Source organism: Acrocarpospora corrugata (genome assembly GCF_009687845.1).
GTDB classification, from domain to species: domain Bacteria; phylum Actinomycetota; class Actinomycetes; order Streptosporangiales; family Streptosporangiaceae; genus Acrocarpospora; species Acrocarpospora corrugata.
This window is the reverse complement of sequence record NZ_BLAD01000055.1, coordinates 92420-107633: the sequence shown is the minus strand read 5'-3', so window position 1 is coordinate 107633 and position 15214 is coordinate 92420. Positions and strand designations below refer to the sequence as shown.

13 protein-coding genes are annotated in these 15214 nt (G+C 69.7%); 7 read left to right on the top strand and 6 right to left on the bottom strand.

Going from position 1 to position 15214, the window contains the following annotated elements; all coding sequences use genetic code 11:
- The 4 genes from purL to purS form a co-directional block, all read right to left on the bottom strand.
- On the bottom strand, positions 1-2250 hold the full coding sequence (gene purL / locus Acor_RS20745) for a phosphoribosylformylglycinamidine synthase subunit PurL (protein WP_155338353.1): 2250 nt from the start codon (positions 2248-2250) through the stop codon (positions 1-3).
- Entirely contained in the window at positions 2247-2921 is a 675-nt protein-coding gene (purQ, locus tag Acor_RS20740; protein ID WP_155338370.1) for a phosphoribosylformylglycinamidine synthase subunit PurQ, read from the bottom strand. The genes purL and purQ overlap by 4 nt, the downstream gene beginning before the upstream one ends.
- Before the next feature lie 114 nt (positions 2922-3035).
- Complete coding sequence (locus Acor_RS20735) at positions 3036-3485, bottom strand: ATP-binding protein (RefSeq protein WP_155338352.1); 450 nt, start codon at positions 3483-3485, stop codon at positions 3036-3038.
- 104 nt (positions 3486-3589) lie between these two features.
- Complete coding sequence (purS, locus tag Acor_RS20730; RefSeq protein ID WP_155338351.1) at positions 3590-3841, bottom strand: phosphoribosylformylglycinamidine synthase subunit PurS; 252 nt, start codon at positions 3839-3841, stop codon at positions 3590-3592.
- A gap of 269 nt (positions 3842-4110) precedes the next feature.
- Here purS and pdhA point away from each other — a divergent pair, with 269 nt between their 5' ends.
- The 4 genes from pdhA (at position 4111) to Acor_RS20710 (ending at position 8720) form a co-directional block, all read left to right on the top strand.
- Positions 4111-5199 carry a pyruvate dehydrogenase (acetyl-transferring) E1 component subunit alpha gene (pdhA, locus tag Acor_RS20725; RefSeq protein ID WP_155338350.1) on the top strand — a complete coding sequence of 363 codons (1089 nt, stop codon included), beginning with the start codon at positions 4111-4113 and terminating at the stop codon, positions 5197-5199.
- Entirely contained in the window at positions 5196-6170 is a 975-nt protein-coding gene (locus Acor_RS20720; protein ID WP_155338349.1) for an alpha-ketoacid dehydrogenase subunit beta, read from the top strand. Before pdhA ends, Acor_RS20720 begins: the two co-directional genes overlap by 4 nt.
- Before the next feature lie 12 nt (positions 6171-6182).
- Positions 6183-7730, top strand: a complete 1548-nt coding sequence (locus Acor_RS20715; protein WP_155338348.1) for a dihydrolipoamide acetyltransferase family protein — start codon at positions 6183-6185, stop codon at positions 7728-7730.
- Positions 7731-7940: 210 nt separating this feature from the next.
- A complete protein-coding gene (locus Acor_RS20710; protein WP_155338347.1) occupies positions 7941-8720 on the top strand; it encodes a hypothetical protein in 780 nt (259 codons plus the stop codon).
- A gap of 277 nt (positions 8721-8997) precedes the next feature.
- Here the strand turns inward: Acor_RS20710 and Acor_RS45510 are convergent, their stop codons facing one another.
- A complete protein-coding gene (locus Acor_RS45510; protein WP_218034393.1) occupies positions 8998-9717 on the bottom strand; it encodes a collagen-like protein in 720 nt (239 codons plus the stop codon).
- A 382-nt stretch (positions 9718-10099) separates the two neighbouring features.
- Between Acor_RS45510 and Acor_RS20700 the strand changes: the two genes are divergently transcribed.
- Genes Acor_RS20700 through Acor_RS20690 form a run of 3 tightly spaced genes read left to right on the top strand, consistent with a single transcriptional unit; the run spans position 10100 to position 14550 of the window.
- Complete coding sequence (locus tag Acor_RS20700; RefSeq protein WP_246238842.1) at positions 10100-12334, top strand: adenylate/guanylate cyclase domain-containing protein; 2235 nt, start codon at positions 10100-10102, stop codon at positions 12332-12334.
- Between the two features lie 43 nt (positions 12335-12377).
- A complete protein-coding gene (locus Acor_RS20695) occupies positions 12378-13043 on the top strand; it encodes a Crp/Fnr family transcriptional regulator (protein ID WP_155338346.1) in 666 nt (221 codons plus the stop codon).
- Positions 13044-13065: 22 nt separating this feature from the next.
- Entirely contained in the window at positions 13066-14550 is a 1485-nt protein-coding gene (locus Acor_RS20690) for an MFS transporter (protein ID WP_155338345.1), read from the top strand.
- Here the strand turns inward: Acor_RS20690 and Acor_RS20685 are convergent.
- Positions 14507-15172 carry a TetR/AcrR family transcriptional regulator gene (locus tag Acor_RS20685; RefSeq protein WP_246238840.1) on the bottom strand — a complete coding sequence of 222 codons (666 nt, stop codon included), beginning with the start codon at positions 15170-15172 and terminating at the stop codon, positions 14507-14509. The two genes, Acor_RS20690 and Acor_RS20685, sit on opposite strands and share 44 nt — an antisense overlap.
- Between the last annotated feature and the right edge of the window lie 42 nt (positions 15173-15214).

The following is a 15214-nucleotide window of genomic DNA, read 5'->3' as shown; positions in this document are numbered from 1 at the left end:
TTAGCCGAAGACCGCGGGCAGGGTGGCTTGGTGCGTCTCCCGCAGCGTGGCGATGGGGATCTCCAGGATGTCCTCGACGGTCAGCGACGTGCCGCCGGTGACGCCCAGGCCGTAGCAGGGGACCTCGTTGTTGGCGCACAGCTCGGCCAGCGCGGCGAACTTCTCCGCTTCGACGCAGACCAGCGCCCGCGCGGACGACTCGCTGAACAGGTCCACGAAAGCGTCCTCGCCGGGCAGCGACACCGCCGCCCCGATCCCCCGGGCCAGGCACGCCTCGGCCAGGGCGACGGCCAGGCCGCCGTCGGACAGGTCGTGCGAACCCGCCAGCAGGCCGCGTTTGGCCGCCGTGGTGAGCACGGTGGCCAGGGCGCGTTCGGCGTCGAGCCGTACCCGCGGAGGAAGGCCGCCCAGGTGGTTGTGGGCGACATGAGCCCATTCGGAGCCGCCGAACTCGTCGGCGGTGTCGCCGAGCAGGACCACGCGCAGGTTCGCGGCCGTGAAGCCGGACGGCACCCGGCGGGCCACGTCCTCGATCACGCCGAGCACGCCCACGACCGGGGTCGGGTGGATCGCGGCCGCGCCCGTCTGGTTGTAGAAGGAGACGTTTCCGCCGGTCACCGGGACGCCGAGGGTCTTGCAGGCGTCCGCGAGACCGCGCACGGCCTCCGCGAACTGCCACATCACCTCGGGGTCCTCCGGCGAGCCGAAGTTGAGGCAGTTGGTCACCGCGAGCGGCGTCGCGCCGGTGACGGCCACGTTCCGGTACGCCTCGGCGAGCGCCAGCTGCGCCCCCGCGTACGGGTCGAGCTTCGCGTAACGCCCGTTTCCATCGGTGGCGAGGGCGATCCCCCGGGTGGTCTCGTCGGCTCCGGGCATCGACTCGGAGATGCGCAGCACGCCCGCGTCCGCCGGCTGGGCCAGCACGGTATTGCCGCGGACATACCGGTCGTACTGCGAGGTGACCCACTCCCGCGAGGAGAGGTTCGCCGAGCCGAGCAGCTGGAGCAGGGTGGCGCGCAGATCGTCCGGGCGGGCCAGCTCGACGTGCGTGTTGAGGGCGGCCTGGCCGGCGGGCTCGTGGAAGGGCCGCTGGTAGACCGGGCCCTCGTCGGCGGCCGTGCCGGGCGGGATGTCGACGATGACCTCGCCGTCCCAGGTCATCGTCAGGCGCCCCGAATCGGTGACCTCACCGATCACGGTGGCCGGGACGTCCCACTTCTCGCAGATCGCCATGAACGCCGCGATGTCCTCGGGCGTGACCACGGCCATCATGCGTTCCTGCGACTCGCTCATCAGGATCTCTTCCGGCCGCAGCGTCGGATCGCGCAGCGGAACCAGATTGAGGTCCACGGCCATGCCGCCGGTGCCCTTGGCGGCCAGCTCGGTGGTCGCGCACGACACCCCGGCCGCGCCCAGGTCCTGGATCCCGACGACCACGTCGGCCTGGTACAGCTCCAGGCAGCACTCGATCAGCAGCTTCTCCATGAACGGATCCCCGACCTGTACGGCCGGCCGCTTGGCCTGGGATTCGTCCTCGAAGGTCGCCGACGCGAGCACGGAAGCCCCGCCGATGCCGTCCGCACCGGTCCTGGCGCCGAACAGCACCACCTTGTTGCCCGGCCCTGGCGCGGTCGCCAGCTTGATCTGGTCCTTCCGCAGCAGGCCCACGCAGAGCGCGTTGACCAGCGGGTTCCCGATGTAACAAGGGTCGAACACGACCTCGCCGCCGATGTTGGGCAGGCCCAGGCAGTTGCCGTAGTGGCTGATGCCCTCCACCACGCCCGGCAGCACCCGGCGGGTGTCGTGCTGGTCCAGGCCGCCGAACCGGAGCGAGTCCATCACCGCGATCGGGCGGGCGCCCATCGACATGATGTCGCGCACGATGCCGCCGACCCCGGTGGCCGCGCCCTGGTGCGGCTCCACGTAGGACGGGTGGTTGTGCGACTCGATCTTGAACGTGGCGGCCCAGCCGTCACCGATGTCGACGACCCCCGCGTTCTCCCCCATCCCGACCAGCAGCGCCTCCGACGCCGGGGCCTTGGTGGCGAACTGCCGCAGATGCACCTTCGACGACTTGTACGAGCAGTGCTCGCTCCACATCACCGAATAGATCGCCAGCTCGGAGCCCGTCGGCCGCCGCCCGAGGATCTCCTTGACCCGCTGGTACTCATCCTCTTTCATGCCGAGTTCGGCGAACGGCATGCGCTCGTCCGGCGACTGGAGCGCCCGCTTGACGCTGTCCAGGGTCATGCGGTCACCAGCTTCTTGAGAATGGAGGTGAAGAAGCCCCGCCCGTCCACGCTCGGCGCGCCGGTCAGTTCCTCGACCGCGTGCTCGGGATGCGGCATCAGGCCGACGACGTTCCCGGCCTCGTTGCAGATCCCGGCGATGTCGTTGAGCGAGCCGTTCGGGTTGCCGCCGGTGTAGCGGAAGACCACCCGGCCGGCCCTTTCCAGTTCGGCCAGCGTGGCCGCGTCGGCGACGTAGCGGCCCTCGCCGTGCTTGATCGGGAGCAGGATCTCCTGGCCCTGGTCGAACTGGCCGGTCCACGCGGTGGCGTTGTTCTCGACCCGGATGCCCTGGTCACGGCAGAGGTAGTGCAGCCCCGCGTTCCTGGTCAGCGCGCCCGGCAGCAGGTGCGCCTCGCAGAGGATCTGGAAGCCGTTGCAGGTGCCCAGCACGGGCAGCCCCGCCTTCGCGGCCGGGATCAGCTCCTCCATCAGCGGCGCGAACCGCGAGATCGCCCCACATCTGAGGTAGTCCCCATAGGAGAACCCACCGGGCAGGAAGACCGCGTCCACCCCCCTGAGGTCGTGGTCGGCGTGCCAGAGCGGCACCGCCTCCGCGCCGGCCAGCCGCACGGCACGAGCCGCGTCCTGATCGTCGAGTGTCCCGGGAAAGGTGACGACGCCCACCCGCATCACTTAGGGCCCTCCCAACGCACACGCAGAAGCCGCCGACTCTGGTGGTCGGCAGTCTTTGGCGGTACGCCTCAGGTTATCGGACGGTCGCCGAGCTCAGTGCGGGGGTCCTGATCAGACCGCGGCCAGCTGACGATCCCGGGACAGGTGATGCGCGATCGCGTCCTCGTCCCAGTCCAGTTCCTTGCTCAGCCGGACCGTGGTGCCGCTGCCCGGGGTGATGTCGAACGAGATCTCGTCCACCACCGACTGCATGATCATGATCCCGCGGCCGTTCTCGGTCTCGCCCGACGGATACTGCTGCGGAATCGCGGTCAGGCCATGCCCGCGATCCATGATGCGCAGTTCGCAGCGGTCGTCGTCGATGGCCGCCCGCACCTGGTAGCGCGTCGCGGGCCCACCGTGCCTGACGGCGTTGGCGCACGCCTCGGAGGTAGCCAGCAGCAGGTCCGACACGCACTCCTCGGTCACGCCCAACGACCGCAGCGCATCCCCGAGCACACGACGAACCATCGGGATGCCGATCGCATCACGCGGAAGAGCCAATGAGAACTCGATGTCCACCGGGGCCCTCCCTTCGACGTAGGTCACTAAGACGTGCTTCCCCAGAGGATCAGGCCTAATCGCAACCGCGCGACCAAAATCACGCGGTTGTCATTCTCCGAAAATCAGGCGTCTTCCTCGATGTGGAGGTGGAAGTCCTCGATGACGGTATTCGCCAGGAGGGTTTCGGCTATTTTCCGGGCTTCCGCGAGGGTCTCTTCGGTGGCGGGGCCGGGCAGTTCGAGCTCGAAACGCTTGCCCTGGCGGACGTCGGCGACGGAACTGAAGCCCAGCCGCGGGAGGGCGCGGGCGATGGCCTGACCCTGGGGGTCGAGGATCTCCGGCTTGAGCATGACATCGACGATCACGCGCGCCACTGTCGGTTCCTCCTGGTAGAAGTGCTGGATGCGGCCTCAGCCTAGCGGTCGCCGGCGACGTAGGTTATCCACAGGTTGTGGATTGTGTGGGAGAACTATCACCGGGAACGGGGAGAGTGTGAAGGGGTCTTGTGCATCGGGGTGTGACCTCTGTAACCATGTCCGCATACGTGGACGTTCCACACCAAACGGAACAGAAGCGTCTGGAATCGGCCGACTCATGGTGGCGACCCCAACCGTGACCGGCCCCGACCGTGCAGGAGTGGCACATGACTGCCCCGTCTACCGGCCTTACGGCACCCCCTGAGCTCGTCCAGCTGCTCACCCCGGAAGGGGAACGGATCGAGCACCCCGACTACGAGATCGACCTGACCGCGGATGAGGTCCGGTCGCTCTACCGCGACCTGGTCCTGGTCCGCCGGATCGACCTGGAGGCCGTCGCGCTCCAGCGGCAGGGCGAACTCGGCCTGTGGGCCTCGCTGCTCGGCCAGGAGGCCGCGCAGGTGGGTTCCGGCCGCGCGCTGACCGACGTCGACATGGCGTTCCCGACCTACCGCGAGCACGGCGTGGCCTGGGTCCGCGGCGTCGACCCGGTCAACCTGCTCGGCCTGTTCCGGGGGGTCAACCACGGCGGCTGGGATCCGTACGAGCACAATTTCCACCTCTATTCGATCGTCATCGGCACCCAGACGCTGCACGCGGTGGGTTACGCGATGGGCATCCAGCGGGACGGCGCGGAGGCCGCCTCGATCGTGTACTTCGGGGACGGCGCGACCTCGCAGGGCGACGTGAACGAGGCGTTCATCTGGGCGTCGGTGTTCAACGCGCCGGTCGTGTTCTTCTGCCAGAACAACCAGTGGGCGATCTCCGAGCCACTGGAGAAGCAGTCCAGGATCCCGCTGTACAAGCGGGCCTCCGGATTCGGCTTCCCGGGCGTCCGGGTGGACGGCAACGACGTGTTCGCCTGCCTGGCGGTCACCCGCAAGGCGCTCGCGGACGCGCGCGCCGGTCAGGGGCCGACCATGGTGGAGGCGTTCACCTACCGGATGGGCGCGCACACCACCTCCGACGACCCCACCCGCTACCGGGTGGCGGACGAGTTGGAGGCGTGGAAGCTCAAGGATCCGATCGAACGGGTCAAGGCGTATCTGTTCCGCAGCGATCTCGCCGACCAGGCGTTCTTCGACCAGATCGACGCCGAGGCCGACGCGCTCGGCAAGGAGCTGCGCCGGTCCTGCCTGGCGCTGCCGGACCCCGCCCCCGAAGCCCTTTTCGAGCATGTGTACGCCGAGCCCCACGCCCTCATGGCGGAAGAGCGCGAGCAGTACCTCAGCTACCTTGCGGGGTTCGAGCGATGACCGTACTGACCTTGGCCAAAGCCCTCAACGAGGGCCTGCGGGCCGCGATGGACGCCGATCCCAAAGTGCTCGTCATGGGCGAGGACGTGGGCAAACTCGGCGGCGTGTTCCGGGTCACGGACGGCCTGCAGAAGGACTTCGGCGAGGATCGGGTGATCGATACGCCGCTGGCCGAATCCGGGATCATCGGGACCGCGATCGGGCTGGCCCTCCGCGGCTACCGGCCGGTCTGCGAGATCCAGTTCGACGGGTTCGTGTTCCCGGCGGCCGACCAGATCATCACCCAGCTGGCGAAGATGCCGCTGCGCTCGCTGGGCAAGCTCAAGCTGCCGGTCGTGGTGCGGATTCCGTGCGGCGGCGGGATCGGGGCGGTGGAGCACCACAGCGAGTCGCCGGAGGCGTATTTCACGCATACGGCGGGGTTGCGGGTGGTCGCGTGCTCGAATCCGGTCGACGCGTACACGATGATTCAGGACGCGGTGCGGTGCGACGATCCGATCGTGTTCTTCGAGCCGAAGCGGCGGTACTGGGACAAGGCGGACGTGGAGCTGGGGGCTCCGGGGCTGCCGCTCGGTAAGGCCAAGGTGGTGCGTTCCGGGAATGACGTGACGCTCCTGGCGTACGGGCCGATGGTCAAGACGTGCCTGGAGTCGGCGGCGGTCGCGGAGGAGGACGGGCGGTCGGTCGAGGTGATCGATCTGCGCTCGCTCAGCCCGCTGGACATGGGCGTGATCGCCGAGTCGGTGAACAGGACCGGGCGGTGTGTGGTTGTGCACGAGGCGCCGGTCTTCACCGGGCTCGGCGGGGAACTGGCCGCGCGGATCAGCGAGACATGCTTCTTCCGGCTGGAGTCACCGGTGATCCGGGTCGGCGGGTTCTCGACGCCGTATCCGCCGTCCCGGCTGGAGGAGCACTACCTGCCGGATCTCGACCGGGTGCTGGACGCGGTCGACCGCGTCCTGGCGTACTGAGGGGGGCGCGCGATGCGGCGTGAGTTCAAGCTTCCCGACGTCGGCGAGGGCCTGACCGAGGCGGAGATCGTCCGGTGGCACGTGTCGGCGGGCGAGCCGGTGCGGGTGAACCAGATTATCGTGGAGATCGAGACCGCGAAGGCCGTGGTGGAGCTGCCCAGCCCGTTCGAGGGCACCGTGGCCGGCCTGCTCGTGAACGAGGGCGACACGGTCGACGTGGGGTCACCGATCATCGCGGTGGACACGGTCCCCGACGAGGAGAATCCCCCGCCCGCCCAGTCCCCCGCACTGACCGAGGACATGGTCCCCCGGGTACCCGACCCGGAGACCGCCTCGGCCCGCGAGGAACGCCAGCCCGTCCTGGTCGGGTACGGCGTGAAGCTGGGCGCCACCAAACGACGCCCACGAAAGAACTCAAAGGCCCCGGCTTCAGTGCCGACCATCCCGAACGGCCCGAACGTCCCCGCAGGCGCAACCAGCACAACCAGCCCGATCAGCGGCACTTCTGGCCCCACCGGCATGGCTGGCGCAACCAGCACGGCCGGCTCTGCCAGTAGCGCTACCGGCGCGAACGGGACCAACGGGACCGCTCTGCGATCAGCAGGGGTGCTGGCCAAGCCCCCGGTGCGGAAGCTGGCCAAGGATCTCGGGGTGGATCTCGCCTCGATCGCCGGGACCGGGCCGCAGGGGTCGATCACCCGGGAGGACGTGCAGGCGGCGCGCAGCGAGTCCGGGCAGGCTCTGCCGGCCTCGATCGCACCCCCCACCGTGGGCGCTGCCCCCTCTGCGTCCGCGCCCCCTATGGGTGCTCCTGCCACCGCGTTCGCGCCCTCCATGGGTGTTTCCCCCACCGTGGGCGCCCTCGCCCGGGAGGAACGGATTCCGGTTCGGGGTGTGCGGAAGGCGACAGCGGCCGCGATGGTCGCCAGTGCGTTCACCGCGCCGCATGTGACCGAGTTCCTCCAGGTCGACGTCACCGAGACGATGGACGCGGTCAGGCGGCTGCGGCTGCTGCCCGATTTCGACGGTGTCAAGGTGTCGCCGCTGCTGCTGGTGGCGAAAGCGCTGCTCACGGCGGTGCGGCGGCATCCGATGGCGAATGCGACCTGGACTGACGACGCCATCGTGGTGAAACGCTACGTGAACCTGGGCATCGCGGCGGCGACCGAGCGTGGGCTGATCGTGCCCAACGTCAAGGACGCGGACGCGATGTCCCTGCCCGAGCTGGCCCGCGCGCTGGGCGAGCTGACCGAGCGGGCGCGGGCGGGCCGGTGCGGCCCGGCCGAGCTGACCGGCGGCACGATCACGATCACCAATGTGGGCGTGTTCGGGGTGGACGCCGGGACGCCGATCCTCAATCCGGGTGAGGCCGCGATCCTGGCGTTCGGCCAGATCCGGGACATGCCGTGGGTGGTGGACGGGCAGCTGGCCGTCCGCAAGGTGACCACGCTGGCGCTGTCGTTCGACCATCGGGTCATCGACGGCGAGATCGGGTCGTATGTGCTGCGGGACGTGGGCGCGATGCTGACGGATCCGCTGCGCATGCTCGCCTGGAGTTGATCTCGCGGCACCGCACAAGCACGCTACAAGATCTCGACCAGTAATCCCCAAGAGGACGTTCCTAACCTGAGTTCAGGTTCCCGTCGAAGGCGTGCCGCGCCTTTGTCGCAACGGGGACTTCGCTGAACAGTCGCGCGGCGAGACCGGCGCCGGGCCCCCTCGGAGGGCCTCGCCGCGCGACCAGTGCCGGGAAGGCGCCTGGAGGATCCCGTGACCGCGGAACGCGTGCAGCACGTCAGCCCGGTGCGCTGGCCCGGGGACGGAGACGCCGTACATGCCGGGCATTCGCCTGATGACTGTCTGGTACGGGTGGACGACGTGCACTTATCCGTCGCCGAGGCGGTGACCATGGTCCGGCATCTCTCCCAGCGGGGCCGGGGGCTGCGCGACGAACTCGTGGAGCACTGCCTGATCAAGGCCGAGACCCTGGACGACCACGAACCACTCACCGAAGCCGAACTCCGAAGCGCCGCCGAGGAGTTCCGGCACGCCATCGGCCTGCGCGACCGCGCCGCCACGCTCGCCTGGGTGGCCGAGATGGGCATGTCCGGCGGCCAGTTCGAGGAGTTCATCGCCGGCATCGCCCGCCGCTGCCGGTTCCGCCTCCGCAAATCCGCCGAACTCGCCGCCACCTACCTGGACACCCACCGCCCCGACTTCGACCGGGTCCGCGCTCTCTGGGTAACCAGCTCCCACCCCATCCACGGCGAACTCCTCCGCGGCCTGGGCGGCCTCCTCGGCTGCGCCGAGGCATCCGTCACCCTCGGCGAACACCGCGCCCACACCCTCCCCGCCCCCCTCCGCCACGCCCCCCGCGACACCTTGATCGGCCCGGTACGCCACAGCGACGCCTACCTCACCGGCCTAATCCTGGAACGCCACCCCGCAACCCCCGACGAAGCCACCCTCACCGCCGCCGGCTCCGCCGCTTTCACCGAATGGCTCACAGACCGCCGCCGCCAAGCCTCCATCGAATGGCACTGGCTGTAGAGCCACTCGCCGTTATCCGGCGCCGATCACGCCCATACCGCCACTCGCCGACGCGGCGCCAATAGGGGCTGATGCCAGCTCATCAAGGTTTGCGTCCGTGTTGGTCGTCTCGATGCCCCGCTTGGGGCCTTCCGGAGCACCCGTAACGAGGTTTGCGTCTCTCGGATTTGGTGGCTGAGACGCGAATGCCCCTCCGGAGTCGGGCCGGAGGGGCTTTCGGATGTCTGGCGTCGTCAGCGGGGCGGTGGGGGCCCTGCGGACTCCAGCGGTGGTCGGGTTAGACGCAGATCGCGTAGACCCTGATCTTGGCGCTGCCGTTGTTTTCGAGGTCGACCTTCACGGTCCAGGCGTTGCCGTTGGAGGGCTTGCTGGTGGGGATGTTCTCGACTTCGTCGGCGTCGTCCGTGATTTCGTAGCCGCCGCCGACGACCTTCTTGCCGCCGTCGCAGGTGGTGGTGACCGTGGTGCTGTTTCCGTAGACCGAGGTCTCGCTGCCGGTCTTGACGACGGGCGTGATCGAGCCCGAGGAGCCGTCAGCGCCCTTCGGGCCGGTGGGGCCCGCCGGTCCGGCAGGTCCGGCCGGGCCGGTGTTGCCGGTGTTGCCCTTCAGGCCCTGCGGGCCGGTGGCTCCGGTTTCGCCCTTGGGGCCCTGGGGACCGGTAGCGCCGGTCTCACCCTTGGGGCCCTGCTGGCCGTTAGCGCCGTTTTCGCCCTTCGGGCCCTGGGGACCGGTGGTCCCGGTCTCGCCCTTCGGGCCCTGCGGGCCGGTGGCTCCGGTGTCGCCCTTGGGGCCCTGGGGGCCGGTCAGGCCGCGGGCGCCGGTGTTGCCGGTCATGCCCTGGAGGCCCATGGGGCCCTGGGCGCCCTCGCCGCCCCAGCTGATCTTGGTTTCGGTCACGCGGCACTTGGTGGTCGCGGTGACGATGCGCGCGTAGCGCGTCTTCTTGTTGACACACGCGTAGATGACGGTGTCAGCGGCCGAAGAAGCGGTCGCCATGCCCCCGACGGCGAAAATGGATCCCGCGAGCGCACCGACGGTCAGAATCCCGATCGTACGCCCACCCGGCAACCTGATAGCCACTGAACTTCCTTCCGAGAATGTGTGCCCTCTGGTACAGAGGTGAACTAAGCGGTTGACGTTTCACCAACGCCACTGGATCACCGCCTAAACATCACAGATCCGTATCGGTGAACCGGTAATTGTCCGTAGTAGCCGAGCGCGACGTTGGCGATGCTGGTTCTCGCCGGAATAATCGGCACCGTTCGGGAGCATTACCGCGCCTAATCGGGCGCGATACACGCACGTCCAGGGAGCGAACCAGGGCTGAGCGGCCAGGCCGCGGGGCGAGGGACGTTGACTGGCTGACACGGAGGCGACCGTGCCGTCGAGCGACCCCACCACTCATTCCGAGGCGGAGACCACCGTCGCGATGCGCCTACCGGGCACCACAGCGACTCCAGCGGACCCGGCTACCGCAGGGGGACCGGCTACCTCGGCGGACCCGGCTGCCCCGGGGGGACCGGCCACCTCGGCGGACGCCCCGTTCCTGCCGCCCGCGACCCAGCCCGTACGCGGCGTGGTCTGGCTGATCCACCTGGCGTTGCCCATGCTCGGCCTCTGGCTGCTGCTGTCGCACCCGGTCGACCAGGACCCGGCCACCATCGACCTCGACCACAAGTGGCAGCACAACCCCAGCCACTTCTGGCTGATCCTGGCCGTCGCCGGGGTGAACCTGGCCCTCGGCGCGCTGATCAGCCAGGCGTCGGCCCGGCGCAGGGATGCCCGGCTGTTCCTGGTCTCGCTGGTCTTCCTGAGCAGCGCGGGCTTCTTCCTGCTGCACGGCTTGGCCACCCCCAAGATCTTCCTGGACGGCGGCACGGCCGGCTTCGACCTGGCCCAGCCGGTCGGGCTGACCATCGCGTCCGTCTTCGCGTTCCTGGCCGGCCTCCCGCTGGACGAGCGCCAGGCCACGACCGTGCTCCGGGCCCAGCTGCCGCTGCGCGCCCTGCTCGCCACCATCATGATCATCTGGGGCGTCGCCTCGCTGGTCCCGGGACTCACCCCGCTGAGCGACCCGCTGCCGCCCGAGGGCTTGGGCCTCGGCCCGTTCGGGCTGATCAGCATCGTGCTCTACGCGGCGGCGGCCCTGATGATGTTCCTGCTGCACCGCAAGCGCCCGGCGGCGGTCCTGATCAGCCTGATCACCTCGTTCGCGCTGCTGGCCGAGGCGATGATCGCCGGCATGTCGCACCACAACTGGCACCTGTCCTGGTGGCTCTGGCACGTGCTGCTGACCTTCGCGTTCGCCTTCGTCGCCTACAGCGCCTACATCCAGTTCCGGCGGGAGGGCTCCAGCGCGGGCCTGTTCGACGCCGTCGCGCTCCAGGCGACCGTACGGCGGATCCAGGCCCAGTACGAGCAGGCCCTGGAGGAACTCGTCGGGCACCTGCGCCGGCGGACCGAGTCGGGCGTCCCGGTGGCGACCCGGCTGGCGGGGCGGTTCCGCCTCACCGAGGGCCAGGCGGCGGTGCTGGACCGGGCCGGGAAGGCACTGGCGGACGAGCGCGAGCTGTCGGACCGGCTGGCCGCCCTGGTGCACGTCGGCGGCCGGGCCAGGGTCGGGCTGGCCGAGTCTGAGCTGCTGACCGATTCCCTGGACCGGGTCCGGCAGGCGTACGGAGATGTCCGGCTGAGTCTCATGCAGGACGGCGTGCTGGTGCCGTACCAAGCGGGGGAAGGGACGCACGGTGAGGTGCCGGCGACGGCGCTGGCGGCCGGGCGGCCGGTGCCGGTGCCGGGGGCGGTGGTGCATCCGCTGACGGTGAAGGGCCGGCTGGCGGGGGCGCTGACGGTGCCGATCGGCACCACCTCGCAGGATGAGGCGCTGGCGGCGACGCTGGCCAGCCAGCTGTCCATCGCGCTGGAGAACGCCCGCCTGTACGGCGAGTTGGACACGCTGTTCCGGGCCTACATGTCGCCGGATGTGGCGCAGAGCCTGCTGGCGGATCCGAACCGGGCCGCGCTCGGCGGTTCGCTGCTAGAGGTGACCGCGCTCTTCGCGGACCTGCGCGGCTTCACCACGTTCTCCGAGCGCGTCTCGCCGGGCGAGATCGTGGAGATGCTGAACCGGTTCCACACCGCGGCGGTCCCCTGCATTCTGGGCAACGGCGGCACGATCGTGCAGTTCGTGGGTGACGCCCTGCTGGCCCTGTTCAACGCCCCGGCGGCGCAGCCGGACCACGCGGAACGCGCGGCGCACGCGGCCCTGGACATGCAGCGAGCGGCGGCCAGGGTGAACGCCGAGGTGCTCCGCGAGCAGGCCGCAGGTTCGGTTTCCGACATCGAGTGGCCGCAGTTCCGGGTCGGCGTGAACACCGGCCCCGCGCTGGTCGGCAACATCGGCAGCCCGGAGTTCCGGGGGTTCAACGCGATGGGCGACGCGGTGAACGTGGCCGCCAGGTTGCAGACGCTGGCCGAACCGGGCACGGTGGTGATCGGCCAGTCCACTCGGGATCTGCTGGCCTCGCCGGCGGACCTCCGTTCGCTGGGCGACCTGAACCTGAAGGGCAAGGACCAGACGGTGCACGCGTACGTGCTGAACTCACTTGGGTAAAAGTCCCTTTACGGACCGCCCCCCGGGGCCCAAGACTGACCGCATGAGCACTCCGGAACCGGGCGAGTTCCTCGCCCTGCTCACCGCAGAGGAGATCGCGGACCTCAGGGTGGCCGGTCGGCCGCGCCGGTGGGATCGTGGCACGACCGTGATGAGCGAGGGCGACACCTCCGACTGGGTGCTGGTGCTGACCCTGGGCCGGGTCAAGGTGTCCTCGCACACAGCGGTCGGCACCGAGGTGGTGCTGGCCGTGCGCGGTCCTGGCGCGCTGCTCGGCGACATGTCGGCGGTGGACGGCGGCCCGAGGTCGGGCACGGTGACCGCACTGGAGCCGATCGAGGGCATCGTGATCCGCGACTTCGCCACCTTCCTGCACGATCACGGCAGGATGGCGGTGCTGCTGCTCCAGCTGATCACCGGCCGGCTCCGGGACGCCGACCGCAAACGCATCGAGTACGGCGCGTTCGACACCACCGGCCGGGTCGCCACCCGCCTGGTCGAACTGGCCGAACGGTACGGCGAGGCCACCAGCGAGGGCGTCCGGGTCATGCTGCCGCTCTCCCAGGACGAACTGGCCGGCTGGACCGGCGCGTCCCGCGAGGCGGTCAGCAAGGCGCTGCGCAGCCTGCGCGACCGGGGCCTGATCGAGACCGGCCGCCGCCGCGTGATCATCTACGACTTGGAGGGGCTGCGCAAACGCGCCCGATAGCGGTAATCCAGAATGGTGTTCTGTGGTTGCCGTCCCCCTGGAACCGGGTTCCCCCGAATACGCCCGCGCGTTGCGCTACGCCTGGAAGGTCTGCTCGGTCACCAGCCTCGGCATGGTGCTGATCGGGATCAGCGGAAGCACGCTGAACGTGGCGTTGCCGTCGGTGGTGCGGCACTTCCACGCGAGCCCGTTCGCGTCGAGCTGGATCCTGCTGGCGTTCCTGCTGGTGAACACCGCGACGCTGGTGCTGTTCGGGCGGGTCGCCGATCTGCTCGGGCGGCGTGAGGTCTATCTGGTCGGGTTCGCGCTGTTCACGGCGGCGTCGCTGCTGGCGGGGCTGGCGCCGAACGTGGGGGTGCTGATCGGGCTGCGGGCGCTGCAGGGGCTGGGCGCGGCGATGATCCTGGCCAACGGGACGGTGATCATCGCGGACGCGTTTCCGGCGGATCGCCTCAGCCAGGGCATGGGCGCCTACATCGGGACGCTGTCGGTCGCCCAGCTGGTCGGGCCGACGCTGGGCGGGCTGATCGCGGACACGCTGGGCTGGCAGTGGATCTTCTGGATCAACGTTCCGGCCGGGCTGGTGGGGCTGCTGTGGGGGCTGTTCACGCTGCGGGGGACGACCCCGCGCGAGCGCAAGCCCGTGGACGCGGCCGGAAACATCCTGATTCTCGCGGCGTTATCCGCCGCGCTGGTGGCGCTCACCGAGGCGGGGTCGCGCGGGCTGGGCAGCCCGGTCGTGTTCGTCGGCGGGGCGATCTTCCTGGTGCTGGTGCCCGTGCTGGTGGTGGTCGAGCGGCGGGCGGCGCATCCGGTCCTGGACGGCACGCTGTTCCGGGCGCGCATGCTGGCCCTGACCAATGTGGCGTCGTTCTGCAACGCGATGGCCAGGTCGTCGCTGATCCTGCTGGCCGGGCTGTACTTCCAGGCCGCGCGGGGGGTGGGCCCGCTGGAGGCGGGGGTGGCGCTGCTGCCGGTGCCGATCGGGATGGCGCTGGCCTCGCCGATCGCGGGGGCGCTGGGGCGGCGGATCAGTCCGTACTCGATCGCGGTGGGCGGGTCGGTCATGAGTGCGGCCGGGCTGCTTACGCTGGTGTTCAGCACCGCGGCGCCGTACTGGGTGATCGGGGTGGGGCTGTTCCTGGCGGGGTGCGGGAGCGGGACGTTCCTGACTGGGAACACCACGCAGGTGATGGCGGCGCTGCCGGCCGGGAGTCTCGGGGTGGTGAACGGGTTCCGGCTCATGATCATGAACATGGGGATCGTGCTCAGTGTGGGCTCCACGCTCAGCCTGCTGACCGCGTCGGTCTCGCCGGAGCTGCGCGGGCAGGTCTACGCGGGCACGCTGTCCCAGCTGTCGCCGGTCTCGCTGGAGCACCTGATGGGCGGATTCCGGCTGACCTACACCGCGCTGTTCTGCGTGAGCCTGCTCGGGGCGGTCTTCGCGGCGCTGACCTACCCGGCTAGGGGCGGCGGCCGGCCGCCAGCGACTCCACTCCGCTCATGAGCAGGTCGACGCCGAAGGCGTAGTAGCGCTCGACATCGGGTTCGGTCTCGAAGGTCTTGGCGAACTCCACCATCCGGGGGAATCGGTCGGCCGGCAGCGACTCCAGATGCAGCCGCTTCTGCCGCCGCCACTCGACCCCCTCCGCCGCGGTGAGCCGGCGCGGGCAGCCGGGCTCCCCGTCGACCAGGGCGAACACGCCGTGCATCAGGTGCGAGGAGATCAGGAAGCCCTCCTCCAGCGTGAAACCCGCCTGGGCGAGCAGGTCGAGCGCGGTGTTGGTGGCGAGGGCGAAGCTCTCCACGCCGTGCTTCTGGATCATCGGGAGCAGCGCCGTCAGGGCCGGATGGCGGCGGATCACCCGGGTCAGCGCCTCGACCATCGCGCGCAGCCGCACCTGCCAGGGCGAGTCCGGCGGGAACTCGGGGGTGACCTCGCGGAGCAGGTGGTCTGCCATGCCCGCGAGCAGCTCTTCCTTGTTCTTGAAATGCCAGTACAGGGCCATCGGCGTGACGCCGAGGAGCTGGGCGAGCCGCCGGATGGTGACGGCTTCCAGACCTTCGGCGTCGGCGATCTTGATCGCCTGTTCGACGACCGTCTCCCGGCTCAACTTCTCTGGTGCCACTTGACAACTATACGACGTACACGGTCTCCTATGCACTGTACA

Coding starts and splice junctions, on each gene's coding strand:
- Acor_RS45510 (WP_218034393.1), bottom strand. CDS start 9,717: ATGGCGACCGCTTCTTCGGCCGCTGACACCGTCATCTACGCGTGTGTC.
- purL (WP_155338353.1), bottom strand. CDS start 2,250: ATGACCCTGGACAGCGTCAAGCGGGCGCTCCAGTCGCCGGACGAGCGC.
- Acor_RS20720 (WP_155338349.1), top strand. CDS start 5,196: ATGACCGTACTGACCTTGGCCAAAGCCCTCAACGAGGGCCTGCGGGCC.
- Acor_RS20715 (WP_155338348.1), top strand. CDS start 6,183: ATGCGGCGTGAGTTCAAGCTTCCCGACGTCGGCGAGGGCCTGACCGAG.
- purQ (WP_155338370.1), bottom strand. CDS start 2,921: ATGCGGGTGGGCGTCGTCACCTTTCCCGGGACACTCGACGATCAGGAC.
- Acor_RS20695 (WP_155338346.1), top strand. CDS start 12,378: ATGAGCACTCCGGAACCGGGCGAGTTCCTCGCCCTGCTCACCGCAGAG.
- pdhA (WP_155338350.1), top strand. CDS start 4,111: ATGACTGCCCCGTCTACCGGCCTTACGGCACCCCCTGAGCTCGTCCAG.